This window comes from Synechococcus sp. CC9311 (genome assembly GCF_000014585.1).
Classification (GTDB): Bacteria; Cyanobacteriota; Cyanobacteriia; order PCC-6307; family Cyanobiaceae; genus Synechococcus_C.
This window is the reverse complement of the sequence record NC_008319.1, coordinates 2,131,139-2,152,272: the sequence shown is the minus strand read 5'-3', so window position 1 is coordinate 2,152,272 and position 21,134 is coordinate 2,131,139. Positions and strand designations below refer to the sequence as shown.

The window sequence follows — 21,134 nt, the reverse complement described above, 5'->3', positions numbered from 1 at the left end:
AGGTGCGGATTGATCCTTGGACTTACCAGGGATCATCAAGGGGCTGGCTCTCTTGGTCTTGGTGAGAGTGAAGCTCGATGGGTTCAACATCAAGGGGTTCGCCTGGCCGTTCGATTGGACGACGTGAAGCCGGTCTTGGACGTTGCTCGAAGCGTGGAGCTGCATCGAGTTCCTGAGGTGGAGGTGATGTGCGCTGAGGCGTTGGATAGCGGTCTTCGTCCTGGAAAGACTCGGGTTCGCGAAAACGCTCTGGTTCGTTGTAGAGCTGTTGTTCATTGAATCGTTGTGGCTGATCCAGTGGCTGTCTCTCATCGAACGACCGACGCCCATTGAACGGTTCGGGCTCGCGATACGACGGGGGCTCGTTGTATCTCTCGGGTTCGCGATAGGGCTCTCGATAGGAGCTCTCTCGCTCCTGCATCGGTGCTTCATCGAGGTAGCGACGCTCACGCGTGCTGTCACTGCGCCGATCTTCGAGTTCGACGTACTCGAGCTCCCGTTCCGTTTCGAAGCGTTGTGATTCCGAGGCCTCCAGCATTCGCGGTGCCTCTTCCACCGCTTGCCCTGAACTGAGCTGGTTTTCGACAGGGACGATGTTCATCCTGTAACGCTCCCGCTCTTGCTCTTCCCAACTCGGTCCTCCGACGCCCAGTTTTTCCAGCACCCCACTGCTCAGTTGTTTGAGTTTGTCTTCGGCACCCTCGTAAACAATGATTCGGTCGGCGCCACTGCTAACGATTTCATCGACAGGGATTTCCCAGGTGCTGAGCACGCCTTCCCCTAGAAGGGGAACACCAACGGCTCCCATGACAAGCGTGGTGAGTTCGCCTGTTTCAATGTCGAAGGAGAAGCCCAACACGCGGCCGAGCGTTTGCCCCGATTCTGTGATCACCTGGCAGTTGATGACCCGGCTATAGCGGTCTGGAGAAAAGGCCTCGCTGAGAGAGTCTGCGGAATCAACAAGAATCACATCGCCCACTTGGCGAATGCGATCAAGGGGCATCCAACGGGGGAGTCCCGGTAAGAAACGGGTGAGCGGGTTGTCTCTCAACCCGAGGGCGACCACTTCGCGGCGGTCGATATCCACAACCACTTCGCCGACAACACCCAAGCGTCTGCCGGAATCGCGGGTGATGACTTGGGTCCCCATTAATTCCGACCGAAGCCACAGCCTGTCGCTGGGGACGGTTGCCAGTGGGTCGTTGGGGGACGGGGACGAGCTCAAACGCAGGCCTCAGCCGGAGCAATTCGAATCATTTTGACGCAAGACACGGGAGCTCGCTGTTCAAGCTGCATCGGGTAATCCCACAACCTGGGTGTGAGCGCCACGAGCCTGGGTGACACCAATGGTGCGCTGAGAGGCGCCAATCATCGGTCGCCTGTGGCTCACGACAAGGAATTGGGCTTGCTCGGCTTGACGGGCAATCAACGCTGCAAGCCGTTCCACATTCACGCCATCCAGGAAGCTGTCGACCTCATCAAGGGCGTAGAAGGGTGAGGGACGGAAGCGTTGCAGTGCAAACAAAAAACTAAGTGCTGTCAGTGATTTCTCACCACCAGACATGGCGGCCAGGCGGCGCACGGCCTTGCCTTTCGGGTGAGCAACCAGGGTGAGCCCTCCCTCGAGTGGGTCATCCGGATTGTCCAGTTGCAGCTTGCCATCGCCTTCGGAGAGGCTTGCAAAGATCTCTGAAAAATGTCCATCCACGGCTTGAAAGGCCTCCATAAACGCCTCTTGCCTGAGTGTGGCCACTGTTTCAATCCTCAGGAGCAGTTCTTCGCGCTCCTGGCTGAGCACATCAAGGCGTTCGCCCAGGTCTCCCAACCTTTCTTCCAGCGCGGTTAGTTCCTCGAGGGCAAGCATGTTGACCGGTTCGAGGGCTTCCATCCGTTTCAGAAGTTGCTGCAGCTGGTCTTGCAGTGCCTCAAGGCCGGCATGGCGGATTTCTTCTGGGATCTCTGGAAGGGGGTTGGGCAGTGTTGGCTTGAGCTCCTCTAGGCGGATTCCACCGCTGCGCAGTTGCTCTTGAATCGCTAGGCGCTCCTCCTGTAACCGTTCAAGTTCCCAGCGGGCTTGCTGGAGGTTCTGACGCAGCTCGGCCACGGAAGCTTCTGCTGCATCCCGAGCGCGACGCTCCTCCCCAAACTTGGTTTGGAGGATTTGTTGCTGGCTTTCCAGGGTTTGGCGGCGTTCCTCCAACTCCTTTTGTTCGTCACGCCAGCGTTGATGCGCTTCAGCGAGCGCTGTGACGGCTAGTTGAAGACTGTTTTCTTCCTCTTCGATGGCCTGTTGTTGGTCACCGATTCGGGTTTGTGCGAGCTCGCGGTCACGCTGATGTTGAAGACGCTCATCACGATTGCGGCGGGCCTGTTCCAGGGCGTTATCCGACTGTTCGAGTTCGGCCTGGAGTTGTTGCCAATTCCCTGCATCGGCCTCGGCTTGAACTTCTCGTTCCTCGGTGGAGATTCTCTCGAGTTCGTCCAGCAGAGGCGTGACGGTGGTTTTGAGAACTTGGAGCCGCTGTTCTTGTTCCGTGCGGTTGACTTGGAGGCTGTGGAGACGCTCACTGCGTTGGCGGCACCGCTCCAGCAACGGTCCATGGGCTCGCTTGGCTGCCGTTCTCTCCGCATCGAGAGCCGCTTGCCTCTGCTCCAGCTGACGAAGGAGTGGACGTTCTTGCTCGAGAGATTGAAGCAGCCGGCTTTCTTCGCGTCTACAAGCCGCCAGGGTCTCGCCGAGCTCGAGCAGTCGCTGCCGCAGGGGCTCGGCCTCATCGCTGTCACTGCTGACACCAAAACTCAGTCCACCACCGCGTTGGCTGAAGCTTCCTCCCGTCATCGCGCCACTTTTTTCGAGCAGTTCGCCTTCGAGGGTCACGGCTCGGAAACGCCCGAGTTGTTGTCGAGCACTGCCTAAGTCGCTGAACACCTGAGTGTCGCCAAACACATACCCGAACACATCGCCGTAGATCGGCTCATAGCGGATTAATTCCACAGCGCGACCGATGAGGCCGGCGCCATCGGCTCCCTCCGGTCGGCGGCCACGGGCCATCGCAGCGCCCCCACCAGCGGCCTGGGATCGAATTTTGTTGAGGGGTAAAAACGTTAAACGGCCCGCACGCCGGCTCTTCAGTAAGTCGATGGCACGGGCTGCAATCCGGTCGTCGTCAACGACCACCTGGGCCATGCGTGCTCCGGCTGCGACCTCTAGGGCTAGGCGATGACGATCTTCCACTTCGCCAAGTTGGGCCACCGCTCCATGGATTCCATCCAGTCCCGCTTCCAGCAAGAGGCGCAAGGCTCCCGTCCCTCGTGTTTCCTGTAAGGCTTCCCGTCGACTCTCTAAACGGGCAATTTCCCGTTCCAGACGGGTCTGTTCCTCTTCAAGCCTGGTGCGGGTGCGTTGTTGAATCGCAACGGCTTCAGCGCGTTCTTGAAGCTGTTCTTTGCCGCTTCGCAGGCTTTCCAGAAGCGATTGCCACTCCTGTTCCAGTTGTTCCAGCTGGTCTTGGACTTCACGGTCTTCTGCGCCGGCTTCGTCACGTTCCAGCTTCAGCTCGGATTGACGGGCTTCGTCCTGACGCAAACGCTCTTGTAATTGCTGTTGCTCCTCTTGAAGAGGTTTGAGCGTGGTCTGTAGGTCTGAGCGGCGTGCTGCCCGTTGGCGTTGCTCATCCAGCCAGGCTCCAGATCGCCCGGCAACATCGCCGAGGCGTCTGCGCGAGATTTCAACCGCAGCTTCGGCATCGCGGCAGGCTTGCTCTGCTGCCTGGAGGACCTCTGGGTTGTTGGCTTGTTTGAGTCCTTCGCTGTCTGCTTGAAGTTGTTGACGGCGGGTGGTGAGGTTGTGTCGCAGTCCTTGTAGGCGTTCGCCTTCTTGCTGATGTTGCGTGGCTTGACGTTCAAGTGCCCGGTTCTGGGGGTCGAGACCGGCCAATTCAGCCTGCACGCTGATTAGTTGGTCTTCGCCTAGAGCTTTCACGCTCTCCTGAAGGGTTTGGAGTCGTGTGGCCTGCTCCGACAGGGTGCTCTCTTTCTCCTTAATTGCTGTGCTGTCGCGGACCTCCTGTTCGCTGAGGTGTTGTTGGCGGGTTTTGAGCTGCTTCAGCTCCGCTTCAGCCGCTTCAAAGGCCAGCACCAGCTCTTGCTGTCGGCCACGCTGAACTTGATCGCGTAAATCTTGATAAGCCCGTGCTTTTGCGCAGTCTTTTTCAAGACGTTGTCGCGCTGTGAGCAGTTCTTGTTCAACGATGCGGCAGCGATCTTGTCGCTCTTGCACATCGTCGAGCTTGCGGCGGCTTTGTTCGATTCGAGTGTCGAAGAGTGCCACACCAGCCAGCTCGTCAATGAGGCCGCGGCGGTCCCGATTGCTCATCGAGACAATCCGAGTCACGTCGCCCTGCATCACGACATTGCTGCCTTCAGGATCGATTCGTAATCGGCGGAGCTGGGTTTGCAGCTGCTGCAGATTGCACGGTTCACCATCTGAGCTGTAGGTGCTGCTGTACGAGCCACCAGGCATCACGCGAAGCTTGCGTGTCACCGTCCACTCATTGGCATCAGCTTGTATCCAGGGACCCTCCTCAGGAGGCTCAATCCCCTCTTCTGCTGTGTCTGGCTGCCAGTCGCTCAGGTCAAAACGCACACTGACAGTGGTCTCAGCCGACTTGCCAGCTTTGAGCATGCCGCTATTGACCAGATCGGGTAAGCGATCGGCACGCATGCCTCGGCTATTGGCTAAGCCGAGACAAAAAAGGACTCCATCGAGAATATTGCTTTTTCCAGACCCATTGGGACCGGTCACCACAGTGAACCCGGTCTCGAGGGGGATGGTCATCGCCCCACCGAAGGACTTGAAATGGGTCAGTCCGACCTGATTGATATGGACCAACAGGTGACACAGCTGTCAGCAAACCAAAACTAGCGAAGCTTCTGAAAAGCTCAAGGGCTTTGTGCTGGTCTGTTATCCAGTCGATGTGTGTAGCCGGCATTCGCCATTGGCCAGTTCAAGGGTTAAAGGGTCTGGTAAGTGGATAGCGGCAGTGCCCAGTAGTTCAACCTTGATCAGCTCCTTTGGGTTGTCCGGCAAGACCCCTTGAAAAGTGCCTCCCACAATGCGGCGCCCCCAGCCGCGTCCTCCAGACACAGCCGCTGAGGTTCGCTCAAGCCAGATCAGGCGGTGCCTTGGCAATGGGATGGCCTGGAGGCTGGGGCCGTTTGGAAGGGGCACACTGCTCAGCCGCCAGGTGCGGCAGCTTTCGCCATCTTCGAGGAGTAAATCCACATGTCGGCAAGTTGGATCATCTGGAGCATTCGTGTGTTCCAGGAATAGATATCGAGACAGTTGCTCTTTGATGGGTGTCATCTTCTGGACACCATCTCTAGGCTGAGAAAGGCGTTACCCCTATCCATGGACTCAGCTCCATCCCAAGAGGAAGACAAGGATTTTGCGCAACGGTTTCGGGATCATTTTGAGTCTCTCGTTCCTGAAATCCAGCGTCGTTGGCCCGAGGTGACGCATCAAGCCTTAGAGGCCACCCGGGGCAGTTTTGATGAGGTTGTGCACTTGATTGCCTCCAAAGGCGATCGAGCGGTGCAAACCGTGCAGCAACAGCTGGAAGATCTGATGCATCAGCCCGGTGATGGTGTGCGTCGTTTTGCGGACACCCTTGAGCCCCTCGAGGAGCAACTCGAGCAGCTCCTTGATGATCTCAATGCCACCTTGCGACCCAAGATTGAACGCCCCGTGCGGGAGCGGCCGCTGATGGCGTTGGCCATTGCTGCTGGGGTTGGCGTGCTGGTGGGTGCCCTGCTAACGGGAGGTCGTCGTTCCTGATGAGTGAACTTCCAGGATCTCAAGAGAGCCGCCCAAGGGGCCTCGGAGCGGCGGCTCGAGTCACAGCATTAGCTGGGTCAGTGATGGACCTGCATGTTCGAATTGCTTTGCAGGAGGTTGGTCGCGAGAAGCGTCGCCTGATCAGCGGGGGTGTGTTTTTGGCCATGGGCGGAACCTTGATGCTCTTGGCTCTGGTGGCTGTTGAAACGGCTTTTGTTGTTTGGTCGCAAACCGCTTTCAACTGGACATTGATGCAGTCGTTGCTCACCCTGGCTGTTTTGAATGTGGTGGTTGCGGGTGCGAGCTTGCGAATTGGAGGACAGCTGGCGAAGGGCCCTTATTTGCCGCAGACCCTTGAAGGCTTGTCCAAAACCACCCGTGCCGTGATGGGGCGTTGATCGATTGCGGTTAACGCACCTGGTAGTGCAACCAGCGGCAGTCGATTCCACCATTGTTGATCGGGATACGTCGGGACGCTCTCATTCGGAGGGCTCCCGTGACGCCAGCATTGCCGCTGAGCAACCAAAAATCCCATCCTGAGGCCTGGGTTTTCACCATGACACCGAGATCGCCATACAGCGCCTCAAGATCCTGATCGGCTCCGATGCGTAATCCATAAGGAGGATTGCAAACGATCGTGCCTGGTCCGTCTGGAAGCTGAAGATCTCTGAAATCTCCCGTCTGAATAGAGATCAAGTGGGAAAGACCAGCGGCCTCGACGTTGTTGCGAGCCTGGTTGGCAATCGATGGATCCTGTTCGCAGCCAATGATGATGGGCTGGAATTGGTTCTGCTCTTGGCGTTTGAGCGCGCGTTCTTTCTCGTCTCTCCAAAGGTCGTCATCAAAATCAGCCCAACCTTCAAGGGCAAAGCTGCGGTTCAGTCCCGGGGCATGGCCTGCAGCCAATGAGGCCGCCTCGATCACGAGCGTCCCTGAACCACACAGTGGATCGATCAGAGGAGTTGTTCCTGTCCATCCGCTCAGGCGGATCAAACCAGCAGCAAGATTCTCTTTGAGCGGAGCATCCCCCATTTCTGCGCGATAGCCGCGGCGGTGGAGACTGCCGCCTGATCCATCGAGACTCAGGACCCCACCCTCTCGATCGAGATGCACATGCAGTGAAACATCAGGTTCTTCGAGATCGATTGAGGATCGTTGCCCCCAGATATCGCGCTGTCGATCAACGATCGCGTTCTTAATTTGTAGCGCGGTGTAGTGGCTGTGATTGAGGCCTGGAGCCGTGCCGGTGACATCCACCCGAAAACTCATTGAAGGATGCAGCCAGCGTTCCCAGTTCAGTCCTTCCTGAATCCCTGAATACAGCGTCTCGCGTCCATCGCATGGGAATCGAGCCATTTCTCGAAGCAATCGAAAAGGAAGACGGCATTGCAAATGAAGCCGATACAAACAAGCCATATCGGCCTCAAATGAAGCGGCCCTGCGCAGCGGTTTAACCGCTTTGGCGCCGAGGGCCACAAGCTCAGCCACCCCTGCTTCCTCTAATCCTTGAGGAAGCACGGATACGCCTTTGATGCGATCAGATTTTGCTTGCTTCTTCACTGTGTGTTCTTGTTTAATCACCAATGTTTGAAACAGTATTCGAATCCCAATCGGCAGGTTTTGTGCTTGGTCCAGAGATGATGATCGGCAGAAACAATTCCATTGAGATCAGGGTAAAAATCACTGCCGTTAAATTCACACTCCACCCTAGGATGAAGAGCAAGGTAAGGGCGATCGGTGCGAGGGATTCGGGTGAAATGGAGCTTTTTAAAAAGTCAAGAGAAGCATCGAATACTGCCATTAATGAAGCTGTAAACATCATGCTTGATGCCCGGTAACAGCGACATGCTGGTGCAAATTTCTTGAGAGAGATGTAAAGTCGTGAAACGCTTGATTGGTAGCTTGCTAGGATGAATAAAATAGCAAATATTGCTATGTTTGAGAGTTGCTTGGTTGCTACGAATTCGCGGGCTTCAATGAAGAGGTACCCGGTTCCCATAAGCCAAATAACGACTCGTAGATAGAACCGACTAAATCTGGTCAAATGCGTTGTCAATCAGTGCTCTTAGAATAATCACTTGTGTTGAGGGGGTAGCCAGTTGTGGGATTTTCTTTGGATTTTCTATTTTGTGTGTTGCCAAAAGTTTTCCTTTGAAGTAGAGCCCTAGGCTTTGTTTTTGATTGATACATTTGGTGTTCATATTCTCTTTTGATCTCATGCTTTTTCTTTGAGATGATGCGCATTTTGGTTGTTTTTAGTTGTGACATCGGGATCGAAAAGTGTATTGCTGACTCTTTATTTGGTTTTGACGGCGAATTCGTTAAGGCTGCCAGGATGATTCGAGGGGAGGTCAGTGATGGTCCTAGTCGCCTGCAAGTTTGTGCGTCCAGGCCTTCTTCGCTAATGGTTCGAGGTCATTAGCTGCGCGTTCCTCGTTTCTTAGGCGGGGATGAGGTGTTGTGTTAGTGCTCACTCAGCTGGGATCTATGAAGAGGTTTCAGCGCCTTCTTCGATAGTCCCCTAACAGTTTTGTGCAATAACTTGTTGCATCTGAGGATCGCTTGGTCAAGCATTGCATCGCTCTTGATGCCAGAATGACAAAGTCCGTTCTTGAACGGACTAGGTGGTCCACACCGGTGTTTCGGACAGCGGTTCGATTCCGCTCAGCTCCATTCTCCCTTCGGGGCTGCAATGGTTTCGACGGGGCATAAGGAGGGTGACTGAAGCCTGCTCGGTAAGAGCAAATCCCGTAACTGCGAACAACATCGTACGTTTCTCCCGTCAAGCAGCCCCTGTTGCTGCCTGACCCTATTAAGGGAGATGGGGTGAAGTCAGCCTTATCACCCAAGTGACTCGTGGGGGTGGAATGCCCCCTTAAATCATTCCAGCGCAGCGGATCTAAAGGGTCCGCTTTTTATTGCTCAGGCACCTGTATGCATCGGGCGGCTGTCATAACCGGCGTTCAGCCCATACATCCAAAAGCGGTCACCATTTTGGCAAAGGTAACCAAGTTGTGATGAGACTGGAATGGAGACCCGCGTTATGAATTCCAGTAACAAAGGCGTCACACGCTCAATAGCAGAATGCCCCTCCCCCCCATCATCATTAATTAATGTAATGCTCGCTCGATGTCAAAACAAAAACACTTTCAAAGGTTTAGGTACCTTGTAAGACTTAGAGAAGTAACTTTTGTTGCAGTAAGTCTTGGATTAATTGGAATTAATTCAGCACACGCTCAGGTAGATGTAGACCTTCCTCTTGGCATTGTCCTCTCAACCGGCGGCCCAGGCGATTTCTCAATCATTGGTTCATCTGGGACTGTTCTTACAATTGAAGATAACGGAAACATCACCGGCGATGCCTTTAACTCTATTGAATTTGCAACTGATGGCGACCCATCTGTGGGAGCAGAAGCAATATTCAGGTCTGAAGGAGCAGCTGGTGCGTTCACAGAGGTTCAAGCAGTTTCAATTCTTGATGCGGTAACACAAGTCTCTGCAGAAGCTGCTGGCATTGCACAATCCAGCCTAGTTTCAGACGCTGATGGGGTTGCTTCAACTAGGCTATTAGCTATAAGCGACGTAGAGTCAAATATAGATATTCAGTCTGATTCGCTCTCTGATAGCAACATAGATATACTTTCTGACGGACTTCAATCTTCCTCCATAAGCCTCGAAGCTAACAGCCCTACTGGCAACGGCGAAATAGAAATTTCTTCAGATGGGCAAATTACTTTAGAAGCTATCGGCACAAACGCAGCACTTAATTTAACTTCTGACGACAATGTTATCATAGATTCTCAACAGGATATTAATAATGTTGCGGGCAATGACTTTAATGTTACCGCTAACAATGATGTAAGCTTAAATTCTCAACAGGATATTGATAATGTTGCGGGCAATGACTTTAATGTTACCGCTAACAATGATGTAAGCTTAAATTCTGGGCGTAATGTAGAAATCATCGCTCCAAATGGCTCAATTACTCTACGAGCTGGAACTAACTCAGGAACACTTACACTTACAGATCAAAGTGCAACCCTCGCCGCACCAGATGTTGTACTTGGTGCATCTGATGGATCTTCTACGGTGAGTATTCCTGGACTTGCAGGTGGAGACGAAACTGAGGTCTTAACTATTGATCCCAACGGAGTAGTCGGTAAAGCACAATTACCCATCATACCCAGCATTCGCAAACTTGAATCAAAAGTCAATGATATCGAAAGATCTTTGAAAGAAGTTGATTCCGCAGTTGAATCAGTGGGTGCTTTGGCTTTAGCAGTATCTGCTATTCCCAACCTCACAACTGGCAACAAGAAGTATGGTTGTGGCCTTGGCACGGGTGTTTTCGGGTCAAAATGGGCTGGAGCTGCTGGTTGCGTAGCCAAGGTTAATCAAGACATTTGGATCAATGCTGCGATCTCTTACACCCCAGGTACGAACACTGACTATTACTCCACTCCTTCCGTTGGTGGGAGACTTGGCGCATTCTGGCAGTTCTAACATAAGTTCGTTTAATAGACATAAAATACGATTTTAGATGATATGACTCTCTTTAGACAAAAAATGCTTCGACATGTTTTTTGCTTTTTCACTAGACAGAACGATCATTTAAAAATAAATTAATATTAGCGGATGTTAAATTAGTGGCGAGAAAGAGGTTGAAGCAGCACGCAATGAAAAAGAAACGAACACTCATCGCAGCTTTAAGCATAAGCTTGATTTTATTGTCTCCACTTGCAACGAAATCAGCAGTACGTAACCAACGCTCTAAATCACTGCCTACAAACCTCAAGAGCGATCAGAGTCCGAAAAGCATCAATGGTCTGATTGCTCAATCCAAAAAAAGCAAAGATCTTGAAGAGGGTATCTCACTCTTCAACGCAGGAAAATATACAGACGCAATTTCATCATTCAGCAGAGTAATCACAACAGACTCTCCACGAAAAGTCAAAAACAAAGCCTTACTTGGAAGAGCACAAGCCTATTTGGTCGTCAAACAGCCAGCCTTAGCTATCTCAGACCTAAAAAAGATAGAGTATACCCCCGATGAAAAGGAAGAACAAAGCAAGAAAGATTTAGTATTAGGCGTTTGCTTCATCCAACTAAAAAGTTACGACTTGGCAATTAAATGGCTAACAGATTCAATCACATTAGTTCCAAATCAGGCTTCTGCATACTCAAACAGAGCAGTGGCGTACCAATCTAAAGGTAATTTACAAGCAGCATTCAAAGACTTGCAATTGTCTTTGAAACTAAATCCAACACCCTCAACGATTTATAATTTAGCTGTTCTTGAAAAGAAAAAAGAAAACTATCAAAGCTGCTATGAGCTGCTATCAAATCTAGAGAAGTCAGAACAAACCTACCCAGGAATCTTTCTACAAAAAGGGCTATGTGCTTCAAAGCTAAACAAAAGGGATCAAGCCCTTAAAGATTTAATTAAAGCAGCATCATTAGACAAGAATAATGCTTTCACTCTAGAAAGTATCGGATCAATCCTGGCCGAAGCAGGTAAGACCAAAGCAGCAATAAGTTATCTAGAAAAAGCTGAACAACTATATCTCATTAATGGAAAAACCGAAGAATACGCAAAAGTCTCAAATATGATTGCCAATCTGAACAATCAGTGAGTCATGAGCACAGTCGAACTCAACCTTCGATTCGACGCCAGCTAAATTGTAGCCAACCAATTGTACTTAGAGAATAAATAATTTGTTCTGTTGAAATTTATCGACGAACGATAACCTTGCATTTGGCCGCTTCCGGACTTAGCAACAACGCAATAATACCATTACTATCATTGAATTCTGCAGACCACTTGTTAATAGCAATCAACTCCGTAATAGTGTATCGATTATCGTAGGCTTTTGCATAACATTGGCAGGCAATGGCCTTGTCTTTTTTGTTTTTTACTGGTGCTGTGCGATTGCAAGTTTCAAATACAGCTTGAAAAACTTTTTGGCGATAGAGTTTTTCATCTTGCGCTCTCTGAGCAGGCATGCTCTTTGAATCCTGTGCATGCAATGCTCCTGCAGAGCAAACTACCAAAGTAGAAGTGATGAGAGCAAGAGAAGGCAGAGATTTCACACAACTAGAGCAATTTCTATCAGCTTACATGAAATTTGCATCAAAAAATCATTTCTAACCCTTAAAACGCTCAATAGCCTCAATAAGCCTGTTGAACTAGCTGGAATAATCTAGTAGGCTAATTCGTAGATGATTAAATTTTATTTCTAAAATATCTGAAACATGCAATGCTTGAATGAAGTTGTATTTTGCAGAATAATGTCACGGCCCAAACATTGCAAATGCTAATGAATTGTGGGAGTCGATTATCACCACAGCGAACAAAGTTAAAAGATTGTTTGGCAAATCTCGCAGATCACCATAAAGAAAACCCCCTCCAAAGATATCAATGCAACAAGCAACTATCCCAATTTCAAGTTCCGCAGAAATCCGGCTGAGCAAGTCCCTTAGTTTCAGTCGATTGACTGTTCTGCGGAATTTCCTCAACATTTGCTCAGCTACCTTCTCACAAGGTTGGCTCTTCACGCCCCCCAAAGAAGGCTTAGTCGCCTTCTTTCTTTATGTCTTGATTAGTCTTCTAGCGTTATGGGTCTCAGCCCAATAGGCAATTTCGCCAAACTGCTTTGATTTGATAGCAACATCCTAACCACTCCCGACACAAGGAGAAGCTCAACGGTGAGTGTTGAGTGGAAATTGCAGAAGGTGTGGGATGGACTTTTTTTAGCTGAGTCGAAAATGATGATAAGCATTCTTGATCTTCAGCCGCTGACACGATATTTATTCAGCCGATCCAAATTCCAAGCAGGATTCCTATGATCAATGCCGAAAACCAGACAAGGGCTCCCATCTGGTACTCGCTAAGACCAAGCTTCTTTTTGATCCAGAAATAAGCATCACGATCTGCGCCAATAATTGACGTTAAGGGGTTTTTAGCCATGCAATTTAGGTTCAACTGTTCAGATACTTGCACATCCAGACAATGGATGCCAGAGGTAGCCATCAGCTCTGCCCTTCGGGGCTAGAACCTGCGTGTCTGTAAGAAAACCATCGGTTCGATCCGTCCCTCTCCACTTCGCAATCCAGTAAGCCCCGCTAAGTGAGGGTTTTTTAATACCTACTGAATAGCGGTACAGCTGTACTGCCTGGCTGCATAAGGGACGCGGGGAGTTATTTGCAATAATGAGAATCGTTCTCATAATTCAAATGCCAAGTATTGCCTTAAAAGCGGGATTGGTGGGAATTGTCGTCCTTGTTTCTCTTGCGACTGGAAGACCTGCTCTACGAACTAAACCTTCCGATCTTCACAAAGCAGCCCTTGGTTTTGGAGAAGCTTTCGCTGCTGGGATTTTTCTTGGAGCTGGACTTATCCATATGCTTGGAGATGCTCAAAGTGCTTTTGATGCTGCAAACGTCAACTATCCCTTCGCGATGGTGACCTGTGGGGCGGTGATGTTACTACTACTTTGGATCGAACATCTAGCTAATCAGAGAAGTGAAAACCCAGCAGGTAACAAAAAGCTTGTAGCTTTTTCAGCTGTACTAATGCTTTCTATTCACTCGTTGTTGATGGGGGCTGCTTTCGGAATTTCAACATCAGTCACATTGACAATTGTAATTTTTATTGCAGTTCTTGCTCATTAAGGCTCTGCAAGTTTTGCCTTAGGTCTTGAGCTAAGTAGATCCAAATTTTCTACATCATCTGCCATGTACTTGTTTTTGATATTTGTTGCAATGTTTCCACTTGGTGTCTTGCTCGGCCAGTCAGTCAGCGGTGCATCAGAAACGCATCCATTAGTTGAAGCCTCGATTAGTGCTGTAGCAGCTGGAACATTTTTATTTTTTGGAACATTGCATGGTTTGGCAACCAGTCCAATGATTGTTCGTTGCTGTAATCAGAGGGAATTTGTTGGAGCTGTTGCTGGATTTGTCGTTATGGCAGTTGTTGCTATATGGACATAATAAAACGATTGTTTTACTTCAAAGCCTGTCTACCAGATTTAGAAAAAGTTGTGTGGAAGTAGTGGATTGGCGCTACCTCCAGCGAATCAGATATAAAAAATTATTCTGGAACAGAAGATGGCTGACATTCAATCCAAAGAAGCCAAAGGGCTCCAATAATTGGAATAAATCCTATAAAAATCCATTGCCATTGACGACCAGTGTCACGAATACGGCGAACATTCATTGCTATGCCTGGGCAGATTGAAGCAATCACAAATAGGTAATAGAGAGGCTCAACGAATTTCGCAGTAACAAACCCAAGAACTATGTTTACAAGCAGTATCTTCCAAAAATCAATTCGCTTTGTACGCCCTTCGAAATCAAAGGCTTTCGTCCAGAACTGAGGATAAAAATCAAGCATTGCAAGCTTGGCGAACACATCTCATTCTGTATCCATTTTTACTGTTAGCAAGGTTTGTAATAACTGCTTTACTGCCCACCCGATTTAGAGAAAGTTATATGGAAGTAGTGGGGTGGCACCACTTCCACAGAATCAGGACGGGAGTTTCGGCTGGGCAGGCTGGCCGGAACGCCACCATCCACGCTGACGATCTCCGTTGACGGCCTTGCGCTCGTGGGCAAAACCAAGCGCCCTCATGACATTGGCAATACTTTGGTCGTTCTCCTTACTGCAATCGATGGCCGCAGCTACAACATCAGAGTGCCAAGGCCTTCCTTTGCTGTGGCTTGATAGCTGAGAAGCCCACCAAGGAAGAGGATGCTTTACATCTCGTTACAAAGGGTGTAACATTTCGTCATTCGATTCAATCAAGATGACGTCTTCGACCTCAACCGACAGTTGGTTTCAGGAAGCCGCTGCTGCACAAATCCGTTCTGAGCGCTTTCTAAAAGCGGAGCTTCTGAATGGACGTGCTGCGATGCTCGGCTTTGTTATCGGGGTTCTCACAGAAGCCATCACTGGCCATGGAATCGTGAGCCAGATCACTTTCGGAATATTTGGTGCCAGCTGAGGGCTGAAAGATGTCAATCGACAGCCGATGCAAGGAGCAGCTTCGCATCTCTGATCAGATGTTCATGGATTTCAAATACACGAGTCCTGGTTCAAAGGAGCAGGTTCGCGCACTGAATACCCTGAGCTTCTTAGTTGGTATGTGGGCTGATTTCCTTTCAAGAGAAGAAAAGCGGATGAATGCTGCTTTGTCCCTCAGCTCAAGCCACTGAATCAATAGGACACACTCTTTTCAGAGAGTGTGTTCTCATATCAATTTTAAATCGCTACAGGACAACGCAGTAGATCGCGTGAGCACGTACGCGAAGAGGCCGTCGTGAATGGGACAGGACTCTCGGGCTACGATTCATTGTTTTGTAGGCTTTGATGATGAATGTTATGAGGTTGGTTGTAAGATCGTTTTTTATGTTATTTAGTACTGCATGAAGCAGGACTTAGGCACGGAGAAGGTGGATGCACTTAAAAGCATTTGACACTAATTTTTTTTGATGAATTAATGGCAGATAGCAATCTTGCCAAGACATAATCTATCCAATGAAACTATTCACAGCACTTGCTACAGCTTCAATATGTATTTCTGCCATGCCTGCTTTTGCGGATGATGAGTATGAATTTTTCACTATGCCATCTAAAAATATTTGGTGTGTTAGAAGGTATGACCTTTCGAGCAACATCCCCCTGTCTGTCGAATGCGATGTTGCCAATCATGCCTGGAAGAATTGGATTCAAGGAGATCATGATGGTTCTCATGGGAATAGGTTTATGATCCCAGGCAATGGCCCTGCAGAAGCCATAGGGAGTTCAGATACTTTGGTTGATAGTGCAGGTACTGTTTTGCAATATGGAAGTAAGCTTACCTTTGAACTTCGTCCTGAAGATGGGAAAATTACCTGCATTTCCGAAAAGATTGGACTTACATGTACCAATAAGAGTGGCGGTTTGTTGCATTTAAATCGTGAGTTCTATGTCCTTAATAAGCCAGTACCTAGATGAGTATGTTGTCTTTTTATGATGCCACTGAGGGCTAATGCTCTCATGGCTACAAGTGTTGGCTTGCACTCTCTGTTGAAGAGCTTGGAAGAGATGTAGGTACAGAGGTCGAGTCGGAATGGGTGGCTTCCTTGTTGGTTGAAGTAGAGAAAGACAAATTGATGGATTAGCCGCTACGAGTGAGCCTCCATAGCTGTTTGCGGAGTTAACTACGTCTCCAACCACCATTAGGTCTTCCCGAAGCTACTTCTCTAAGAGCGCAAGCTCAACGATCCCGATCTGCCAAAGCTCTGCTTGAACTTCCTTTCTACTTTGAGAAGTAATGTTCTAAAAAGCCCATGAGTGCTTTCAAAGTCTTAAAACTTTTCGGTTGGCTGAATAGTGCTTAGTCACAGAACAAACCTATTGATTACAATGCAAGCATTATAGTTAATTCAAGGATTACTATTCCGACTAAGAGCGAGTACACCCATCGCTTAATCCATGGCTGAATGGCAATTCTGGCTGCCCACCATGAGCCAGCAGAACTCCCGATGGCCAGAATGATGCCAGGAGTCCATGCAATTTGCCCCTGCAAAAAAAAGATTGGTATAGATAGCACACAGGCTATTAATAGGAATACGGCCTTGATTGGATTGGCCTGAGTTACATCCATGGACCCAAGCATTACCAAGGCAAGTATCATGTATGTTGCAGAATCTAGAACTATAAAGCCGGTCCAAAATCCAACCAAAGCCAAAGCAGGAGCTATGTAAAGACTTTCAGGCTCTTGATTTGTACTTTTTTCGCTAATAAAACGTTTAGAGCCAATTACAAGTACAGCCAATGCAAGCCCTATCGCAATATTGATTATCATTTGAATGTTGTTGTCATTTAGCTGAGTGGCAATGCCAGCTCCGAGAATTGCTCCTGCTGCAAGAGGTATTGATAGCCTAAGTGTCTTCTTCCAAGGGATAGATCCAGTCTGCTGAAAACTTATCACAGCTGAAAATGATCCTAACAAAACTGATAACCTGTTAGTGCCATTAGCGATTCCAGGTGGAATGCCTAATAAAATTAAAAGGGGCAGAGTAATCGCTGATCCACTGCTAGCAAGTGTGTTCAGTGCTCCAGCAATAGCTCCACCTGCCAATAGTGAAATCATCGCCAAAATACTCATGAAATAAATTAGTTATGTCTCCCTATTGATTAGCAGCATCTGTGGCTTTTTGCTAATTTGCAGCGATTTTCTTTGGAGTCCAAGGCTTTTTCGTTTTGCCGGGCTAGGCCTTAACCGCTCTTGGCTGTGAGCTTTGTGTACGTCATTTTCAGGCATAACGTCATCGAAGAAAATGTTGTTAAGATACTCTTATACTGCTTTCATCATATATGCACAGAATTTGGCCAGTTGTGGGTGAGATGCTATTTGCTGAAAAGTTCCAGAAGAAGAGGATTCAATCTCTACTGTTTATTGTCGCTGGTATCTCTGTATCGGCTATTTCATTTCAAAGTGTTGGTAAGGCCACTCCTGATAATAGTTTAATTGTGGTGATTATTCGGCACGGAGAGAGAGCATCAAGTAACCACAACCTGTCATGCAAGGGGCTGAATCGCGCCCTGCAACTCCCGGCAGTGCTTGACAAGAGATTTCCAAAAATTGACCATGCGTTCGTTCCTGCCTTGGGTCGCGACAAATATACAAGTCACGCAAGAATGTTTCAGACAGTTTCTCCATTTGCGATTAAGAACAAATTGCTAATCAATAGTAAGTTTGGCTCAAAAGATCATGATGGTATGGTTAAACACATACTTAAAAAAGATGGCACAGTCCTACTGGTTTGGAATCACAGTGAGATTCAACATATCGCTCGAGACCTCGGGGTGAAAAATCCACCACAATGGAGTGGTAAAGATTTCGATAGTATTTGGGCCATCACTTTCAAAAACGGTAAAGCTGCATTGGATATCAGTAAACAAGGAATAACTCCGTCGCCCGACTGCAACTATTAGCATTAGTGTTTGCCTAACAATCTCCTGCAGATATTTGTAGTTGAAGTTCTTCTCCGCATTGCGGTATTCAAAGCTGGGGTGTTTCATGGTTCCAAAGAGAGACTTTGACCTCTTTTCTTTCACCTCTGTCAGCTGTGTCCGAGGATTCCTTCGTGACTCGATTGACTGACACCAGAGATACCAGAGACACCACGGACAGCTCTAACGGGGCAATTATTCGCTGGGCTTAAAAGAATTTCTGGGCCGTTCTCAGTGGTGATGGCATTGATCTCCTAGCCTCTGTTATGGCCATCACCCCACTGCCTTTGGTCTTCAAGGCGCATTGCAACGAGCAGGAACACACAATCAAGTCGGTATCGGCAGGCATGTCGCTGTCAGTTCGCGACAACAGCGTCTTCTTCTTTGATGCACTGGAGAACGTCAACTTCGCTGATTACAGCAATGACAGCATCATCATCATCTACACCAATGTTGCTGGAACAATCATCAGTTGATCACCTCGGCATTGTTATTCACGTTCCTGACTAATTGATGCCGTGCAGTCCGTTAAGGATTCAAGCTTTAAATAATAGTGCATTTTGAAAACCAAGGGATAGACTCAAAGGATTAGATTGGTCTCGGTAAGCATCACTTCTTTGCCGATGCAATTCTTTACAGGGCGGCTAGATATTGGCCGCCCTTATTGATCAGTCTAATTTGATTGTTTTGGGTAGTATTCTTCCAGCTCAACGATTGTTGCTTTTAAGTCGTCAACATGTTGTAAGTCTGAATTTTGTTTTGCTTTCATCGATGCAATGATCACTGCATGATGCTTTTTGAGCCGCTCGGTGTAGTCGTCTTGACTGGGTTTGACGCGTTGAGTTAAAAAGTAGTCACTAATTGTTTCTATGATTGATTGTGCGTGAGATTCCTTGTTGGCAATTGATCTTACTAGCTGATTGTTGGATTGGGGATCATTCTTTCCTGAGTTGTCTTTAATCAGAATGACTGTCTTTTGAATGGTATCAGCGTCTTCAAGCATCGAGTGAATGCGTGCATGGTCATCGTAAATACCGCACGGTAGTTGGCAATGGCTGTGGGCAACGCCAGTGCTTAGCAGCGCTGTTGTAAGAGTGAATCCGGTGAGCAGGAGTTTCATGAAGGCTTTTTCTTCGGAATGAATCCAATTAGCAACTTATCGATTTCTCATCTATTTATCATGCTTTTTTGGCCAATTAATCCTATTTTCATGAACTTCTCACTTGCTCTTAATGTAAATCTTCTTGTCTGATTTTCTGTGAAGAGTTCAGAAGAAGCATGCACACCATGACGACTCCACCCTGATAGATGGCTTCCCCTGCGACTTCACGAAGCTGGACGGCAACGTCTACACCGACAGCAACCGATGGGCGTTTAAGTTTCCTGCCGCTGAACAGGGAAAGACCTACGAGCTGTAGAACACTGTCGATTGACCGTATATCAATCCGGCAAGAAGCCGAACGAGCCGGACGGCTGTTAACGACGGAAGCCGGGTGCTCTAGCTCCTGTGTATTGATGAAGGACTTACGCAAATCGGGTTTGCGTGCTGAAGGCCAGGAGCTACCAATACGACAATTTTTTTTGACGTCCTTTATGGGCAACCATCGTGAGGAATTTTCAAGCCTTTCCCTGGATCTGTTTTTGAATTGTGGCCTGACACTTTAACTTCAACCTTGCAGGCTTTCCACTTCAGGCCTCCCAAAAGCTTTTTAATGGCATCTTGATTTTTATATGCTGAAAGATTGTCAAAACTCACATGGAGTTTTGTTGGTTCGTCTACGAACTCCACAAATTGACTGTTGAGTTTTAATGCTGACTTCAGCAATGAGAAGCAACTTTTTGATTTGCAGACGAGTGGATATTTTACATACTTAATGCTTCCTTCGCTAACCTCAGGCTTGCCCCAGTTGGAGTACCCTATGTGATACGAGTGTGAGATCTTGTTATTGAAACTCCTTACTCCTTTGGTCATAGACTCATTATGTTTTTTGCAGCCTGAGCTTATCTTTTTCTTTGAATTCGATGGCAAAGCAAATCCCGTCAACGTGATATGTACAGGCACCTTGGGTGCTCCCCAGTATCTGTTTTTTACGATCTGAGATAGTTTTTTTGATGGATTCCAGTTGGTAGGGATTAAGTACATCGCAATGACTGATTCAGTGATGGGCTTGCATTTTTCGACAGGATTCCCTGCAAAAGCGCTAGGGCTGCTCAATAGGGAAAAAAGAGTTGTTGAGCAGCAGCCGACAACAATTAATTTTGTTTTTTTCAATGGATTGAGTTTATGTAGATGTCTCTTTTGTGTAGCATCTTTTGCCAATTCTGGCTCTCATCTGTAATCAACCTGTTTGAGCTGATTCAACCGTGCAGACTTGTTTTGAGAGTTTCAGGGAATCAGTACCTTCATCAATAGCTGCTGATATTGCTGAGGCCAAAGAGTCGGCGGAGCATTGGACTGTGCCCGCAACCGCAATGTTGGTTCTTCTTCAGCCGTGTGCCGGGTACCATCCCGGCGAGGTCCTGCCAGTGCGCCTATCAACATTCAGGCCCGCAGAGTCAAGGCATTTTAAGGGCTAAGACTGGCCCTTCTGAGCAGCGTGGACAGCCTTTTTAGTGAAGTCTGATCGGTTCCTCCCTACCCATTGCTATCAAGTGCAAGCGATCTTCGGTAACGTTTTCTGCGTTTTCGTCTTCAATCACACTGAGCTATGGGTGTGGTTTAGTTATTCATCCAACTTGTTCAATTCAATCTGCATAATGACTAGATCGACTAGTCATAGACACAAGTCATGCAGTATTGATTGCTTGATGCTTGAGATCAGAGAAAGAACGCTCCAATTAATAAGCCAATGATTAGCCCTTTAGCCCACACAAGCGCTGCCATCTGATAGTTGCCTAGTCCAAGCTTACTTTGAATCCAGTAGTAAGCGTCTCTATCTGCGAAAACAGTGGCACGGATGGGCTTAATAATCCAGTTCTTTATGCTCTTGTTCACTGAACCTCATTTGATATCAATAATCAAATTGTCCTCAACCCACGTCTAATGTCAATACAATTGACTCAAAGCTTCTTGCTTCTCATCCTAGTCCTTGGTTGGAGTTCTTGTACTTGTCTATTCGGTGGGAATTAGTTGACGATTGTTGAGTTGTATTCGCATCGGTTGCGGAGGATGCCGGTGTCTAGGTTTTTGCGACCGTAGTGAGCGATCTAAACAGCTCCCAATCACAGACTTTGTCCTTGCTAGGCCCGGATCGCAAAACGCGAATCAGAGTTTTATAAACTCGAGCAGGCCAGTTGCTG

The 21,134-nt window shown here is 48.4% G+C and carries 22 protein-coding genes and 1 pseudogene; 10 read left to right on the top strand and 13 right to left on the bottom strand.

Features of this window, described 5'->3' with window-relative positions; translation table 11 throughout:
- Positions 1-22: 22 nt before the first annotated feature.
- From SYNC_RS11245 to SYNC_RS11235, 3 genes are all read right to left on the bottom strand, one after another.
- Positions 23-1,225: a PRC-barrel domain-containing protein gene (locus SYNC_RS11245; RefSeq protein WP_011620359.1), complete on the bottom strand. Its 1,203-nt coding sequence runs from the start codon at positions 1,223-1,225 to the stop codon at positions 23-25.
- Between the two features lie 60 nt (positions 1,226-1,285).
- Positions 1,286-4,837, bottom strand: a complete 3,552-nt coding sequence (gene smc, locus SYNC_RS11240; protein ID WP_237699215.1) for a chromosome segregation protein SMC — start codon at positions 4,835-4,837, stop codon at positions 1,286-1,288.
- 126 nt (positions 4,838-4,963) lie between these two features.
- Positions 4,964-5,365, bottom strand: a complete 402-nt coding sequence (locus SYNC_RS11235) for a hypothetical protein (RefSeq protein WP_011620357.1) — start codon at positions 5,363-5,365, stop codon at positions 4,964-4,966.
- A 45-nt stretch (positions 5,366-5,410) separates the two neighbouring features.
- Here SYNC_RS11235 and SYNC_RS11230 point away from each other — a divergent pair, with 45 nt between their 5' ends.
- Together SYNC_RS11230 and SYNC_RS11225 are read left to right on the top strand one after the other, a co-directional pair.
- Complete coding sequence (locus SYNC_RS11230) at positions 5,411-5,836, top strand: hypothetical protein (protein ID WP_041426721.1); 426 nt, start codon at positions 5,411-5,413, stop codon at positions 5,834-5,836.
- On the top strand, positions 5,836-6,234 hold the full coding sequence (locus tag SYNC_RS11225; protein WP_011620355.1) for a phage holin family protein: 399 nt from the start codon (positions 5,836-5,838) through the stop codon (positions 6,232-6,234). Before SYNC_RS11230 ends, SYNC_RS11225 begins: the two co-directional genes overlap by 1 nt.
- 10 nt (positions 6,235-6,244) lie before the next feature.
- Here the strand turns inward: SYNC_RS11225 and SYNC_RS11220 are convergent, their stop codons facing one another.
- From SYNC_RS11220 to SYNC_RS15085, 4 genes and pseudogenes are all read right to left on the bottom strand, one after another.
- Positions 6,245-7,354: a class I SAM-dependent RNA methyltransferase gene (locus SYNC_RS11220; protein WP_237699214.1), complete on the bottom strand. Its 1,110-nt coding sequence runs from the start codon at positions 7,352-7,354 to the stop codon at positions 6,245-6,247.
- Between the two features lie 55 nt (positions 7,355-7,409).
- Positions 7,410-7,835 (bottom strand): hypothetical protein, encoded by a 426-nt coding sequence (locus tag SYNC_RS14430; RefSeq protein WP_148201906.1) that lies wholly within the window; start codon positions 7,833-7,835, stop codon positions 7,410-7,412.
- Positions 7,836-8,456: 621 nt separating this feature from the next.
- Positions 8,457-8,603: a hypothetical protein gene (locus SYNC_RS15235; RefSeq protein WP_284498664.1), complete on the bottom strand. Its 147-nt coding sequence runs from the start codon at positions 8,601-8,603 to the stop codon at positions 8,457-8,459.
- Positions 8,604-8,764: 161 nt separating this feature from the next.
- A pseudogene (locus SYNC_RS15085) lies at positions 8,765-8,866 on the bottom strand (carbamoyl-phosphate synthase); the annotation flags it as partial.
- A 99-nt stretch (positions 8,867-8,965) separates the two neighbouring features.
- On the opposite strand from SYNC_RS15085, the gene SYNC_RS11205 reads away from it, so the two are divergent.
- On the top strand, positions 8,966-10,339 hold the full coding sequence (locus SYNC_RS11205) for a DUF2345 domain-containing protein (protein ID WP_011620353.1): 1,374 nt from the start codon (positions 8,966-8,968) through the stop codon (positions 10,337-10,339).
- Between the two features lie 173 nt (positions 10,340-10,512).
- On the top strand, positions 10,513-11,469 hold the full coding sequence (locus SYNC_RS11200; RefSeq protein WP_011620352.1) for a tetratricopeptide repeat protein: 957 nt from the start codon (positions 10,513-10,515) through the stop codon (positions 11,467-11,469).
- A 97-nt stretch (positions 11,470-11,566) separates the two neighbouring features.
- Here the strand turns inward: SYNC_RS11200 and SYNC_RS11195 are convergent, their stop codons facing one another.
- Positions 11,567-11,926, bottom strand: a complete 360-nt coding sequence (locus SYNC_RS11195; protein ID WP_148201905.1) for a hypothetical protein — start codon at positions 11,924-11,926, stop codon at positions 11,567-11,569.
- A 721-nt stretch (positions 11,927-12,647) separates the two neighbouring features.
- Positions 12,648-12,866 carry a hypothetical protein gene (locus SYNC_RS14420; protein ID WP_011620349.1) on the bottom strand — a complete coding sequence of 73 codons (219 nt, stop codon included), beginning with the start codon at positions 12,864-12,866 and terminating at the stop codon, positions 12,648-12,650.
- Positions 12,867-13,069: 203 nt separating this feature from the next.
- Between SYNC_RS14420 and SYNC_RS14045 the strand changes: the two genes are divergently transcribed.
- Both SYNC_RS14045 and SYNC_RS14040 read left to right on the top strand, forming a co-directional pair.
- Positions 13,070-13,507 (top strand): transporter ZIP family protein, encoded by a 438-nt coding sequence (locus SYNC_RS14045; protein ID WP_011620348.1) that lies wholly within the window; start codon positions 13,070-13,072, stop codon positions 13,505-13,507.
- 63 nt (positions 13,508-13,570) lie between these two features.
- Positions 13,571-13,825 (top strand): hypothetical protein, encoded by a 255-nt coding sequence (locus tag SYNC_RS14040; RefSeq protein WP_011620347.1) that lies wholly within the window; start codon positions 13,571-13,573, stop codon positions 13,823-13,825.
- Positions 13,826-13,925: 100 nt separating this feature from the next.
- Here SYNC_RS14040 and SYNC_RS11180 read toward each other — a convergent pair whose 3' ends face one another.
- Positions 13,926-14,246, bottom strand: coding sequence for a DUF805 domain-containing protein (locus SYNC_RS11180; RefSeq protein WP_011620346.1), 321 nt, complete (start codon positions 14,244-14,246; stop codon positions 13,926-13,928).
- 394 nt (positions 14,247-14,640) lie between these two features.
- Between SYNC_RS11180 and SYNC_RS11175 the strand changes: the two genes are divergently transcribed.
- Positions 14,641-14,838: a chlorophyll a/b-binding protein gene (locus tag SYNC_RS11175; RefSeq protein WP_011620344.1), complete on the top strand. Its 198-nt coding sequence runs from the start codon at positions 14,641-14,643 to the stop codon at positions 14,836-14,838.
- Positions 14,839-15,419: 581 nt separating this feature from the next.
- A complete protein-coding gene (locus SYNC_RS11165; RefSeq protein WP_041426716.1) occupies positions 15,420-15,830 on the top strand; it encodes a hypothetical protein in 411 nt (136 codons plus the stop codon).
- 406 nt (positions 15,831-16,236) lie between these two features.
- Here SYNC_RS11165 and SYNC_RS11160 read toward each other — a convergent pair whose 3' ends face one another.
- Positions 16,237-16,986 (bottom strand): sulfite exporter TauE/SafE family protein, encoded by a 750-nt coding sequence (locus SYNC_RS11160; RefSeq protein WP_011620342.1) that lies wholly within the window; start codon positions 16,984-16,986, stop codon positions 16,237-16,239.
- Positions 16,987-17,225: 239 nt separating this feature from the next.
- Between SYNC_RS11160 and SYNC_RS11155 the strand changes: the two genes are divergently transcribed.
- The gene (locus tag SYNC_RS11155) at positions 17,226-17,816 is read left to right on the top strand and encodes a histidine phosphatase family protein (RefSeq protein ID WP_041427107.1); all 591 of its coding nucleotides are present in this window, start codon (positions 17,226-17,228) and stop codon (positions 17,814-17,816) included.
- A gap of 284 nt (positions 17,817-18,100) precedes the next feature.
- Positions 18,101-18,310, top strand: coding sequence for a hypothetical protein (locus tag SYNC_RS11150; protein WP_011620340.1), 210 nt, complete (start codon positions 18,101-18,103; stop codon positions 18,308-18,310).
- A 197-nt stretch (positions 18,311-18,507) separates the two neighbouring features.
- On the opposite strand, the gene SYNC_RS11145 is transcribed toward SYNC_RS11150, so the two are convergent.
- Entirely contained in the window at positions 18,508-18,954 is a 447-nt protein-coding gene (locus tag SYNC_RS11145; protein WP_011620339.1) for a superoxide dismutase [Ni], read from the bottom strand.
- A 471-nt stretch (positions 18,955-19,425) separates the two neighbouring features.
- Positions 19,426-20,154 carry a hypothetical protein gene (locus tag SYNC_RS14415; protein ID WP_148201904.1) on the bottom strand — a complete coding sequence of 243 codons (729 nt, stop codon included), beginning with the start codon at positions 20,152-20,154 and terminating at the stop codon, positions 19,426-19,428.
- Positions 20,155-21,134: the final 980 nt, after the last annotated feature.

What these genes read in the sequence shown, in the direction of transcription:
- SYNC_RS11205 (WP_011620353.1), top strand. Translation starts at nt 8,966, where the DNA reads ATGTCAAAACAAAAACACTTTCAAAGGTTTAGGTACCTTGTAAGACTT.
- SYNC_RS11150 (WP_011620340.1), top strand. Translation starts at nt 18,101, where the DNA reads ATGGCCATCACCCCACTGCCTTTGGTCTTCAAGGCGCATTGCAACGAG.
- smc (WP_237699215.1), bottom strand. Translation starts at nt 4,837, where the DNA reads ATGACCATCCCCCTCGAGACCGGGTTCACTGTGGTGACCGGTCCCAAT.
- SYNC_RS11155 (WP_041427107.1), top strand. Translation starts at nt 17,226, where the DNA reads ATGCTATTTGCTGAAAAGTTCCAGAAGAAGAGGATTCAATCTCTACTG.
- SYNC_RS11225 (WP_011620355.1), top strand. Translation starts at nt 5,836, where the DNA reads ATGAGTGAACTTCCAGGATCTCAAGAGAGCCGCCCAAGGGGCCTCGGA.
- SYNC_RS14430 (WP_148201906.1), bottom strand. Translation starts at nt 7,835, where the DNA reads ATGGGAACCGGGTACCTCTTCATTGAAGCCCGCGAATTCGTAGCAACC.
- SYNC_RS11230 (WP_041426721.1), top strand. Translation starts at nt 5,411, where the DNA reads ATGGACTCAGCTCCATCCCAAGAGGAAGACAAGGATTTTGCGCAACGG.
- SYNC_RS11145 (WP_011620339.1), bottom strand. Translation starts at nt 18,954, where the DNA reads ATGAAACTCCTGCTCACCGGATTCACTCTTACAACAGCGCTGCTAAGC.
- SYNC_RS11160 (WP_011620342.1), bottom strand. Translation starts at nt 16,986, where the DNA reads ATGAGTATTTTGGCGATGATTTCACTATTGGCAGGTGGAGCTATTGCT.
- SYNC_RS15235 (WP_284498664.1), bottom strand. Translation starts at nt 8,603, where the DNA reads ATGTTGTTCGCAGTTACGGGATTTGCTCTTACCGAGCAGGCTTCAGTC.
- SYNC_RS11235 (WP_011620357.1), bottom strand. Translation starts at nt 5,365, where the DNA reads ATGACACCCATCAAAGAGCAACTGTCTCGATATCTATTCCTGGAACAC.
- SYNC_RS14420 (WP_011620349.1), bottom strand. Translation starts at nt 12,866, where the DNA reads ATGGCTACCTCTGGCATCCATTGTCTGGATGTGCAAGTATCTGAACAG.
- SYNC_RS11200 (WP_011620352.1), top strand. Translation starts at nt 10,513, where the DNA reads ATGAAAAAGAAACGAACACTCATCGCAGCTTTAAGCATAAGCTTGATT.
- SYNC_RS11165 (WP_041426716.1), top strand. Translation starts at nt 15,420, where the DNA reads ATGCCTGCTTTTGCGGATGATGAGTATGAATTTTTCACTATGCCATCT.
- SYNC_RS11175 (WP_011620344.1), top strand. Translation starts at nt 14,641, where the DNA reads ATGACGTCTTCGACCTCAACCGACAGTTGGTTTCAGGAAGCCGCTGCT.
- SYNC_RS14040 (WP_011620347.1), top strand. Translation starts at nt 13,571, where the DNA reads ATGTACTTGTTTTTGATATTTGTTGCAATGTTTCCACTTGGTGTCTTG.
- SYNC_RS14045 (WP_011620348.1), top strand. Translation starts at nt 13,070, where the DNA reads ATGCCAAGTATTGCCTTAAAAGCGGGATTGGTGGGAATTGTCGTCCTT.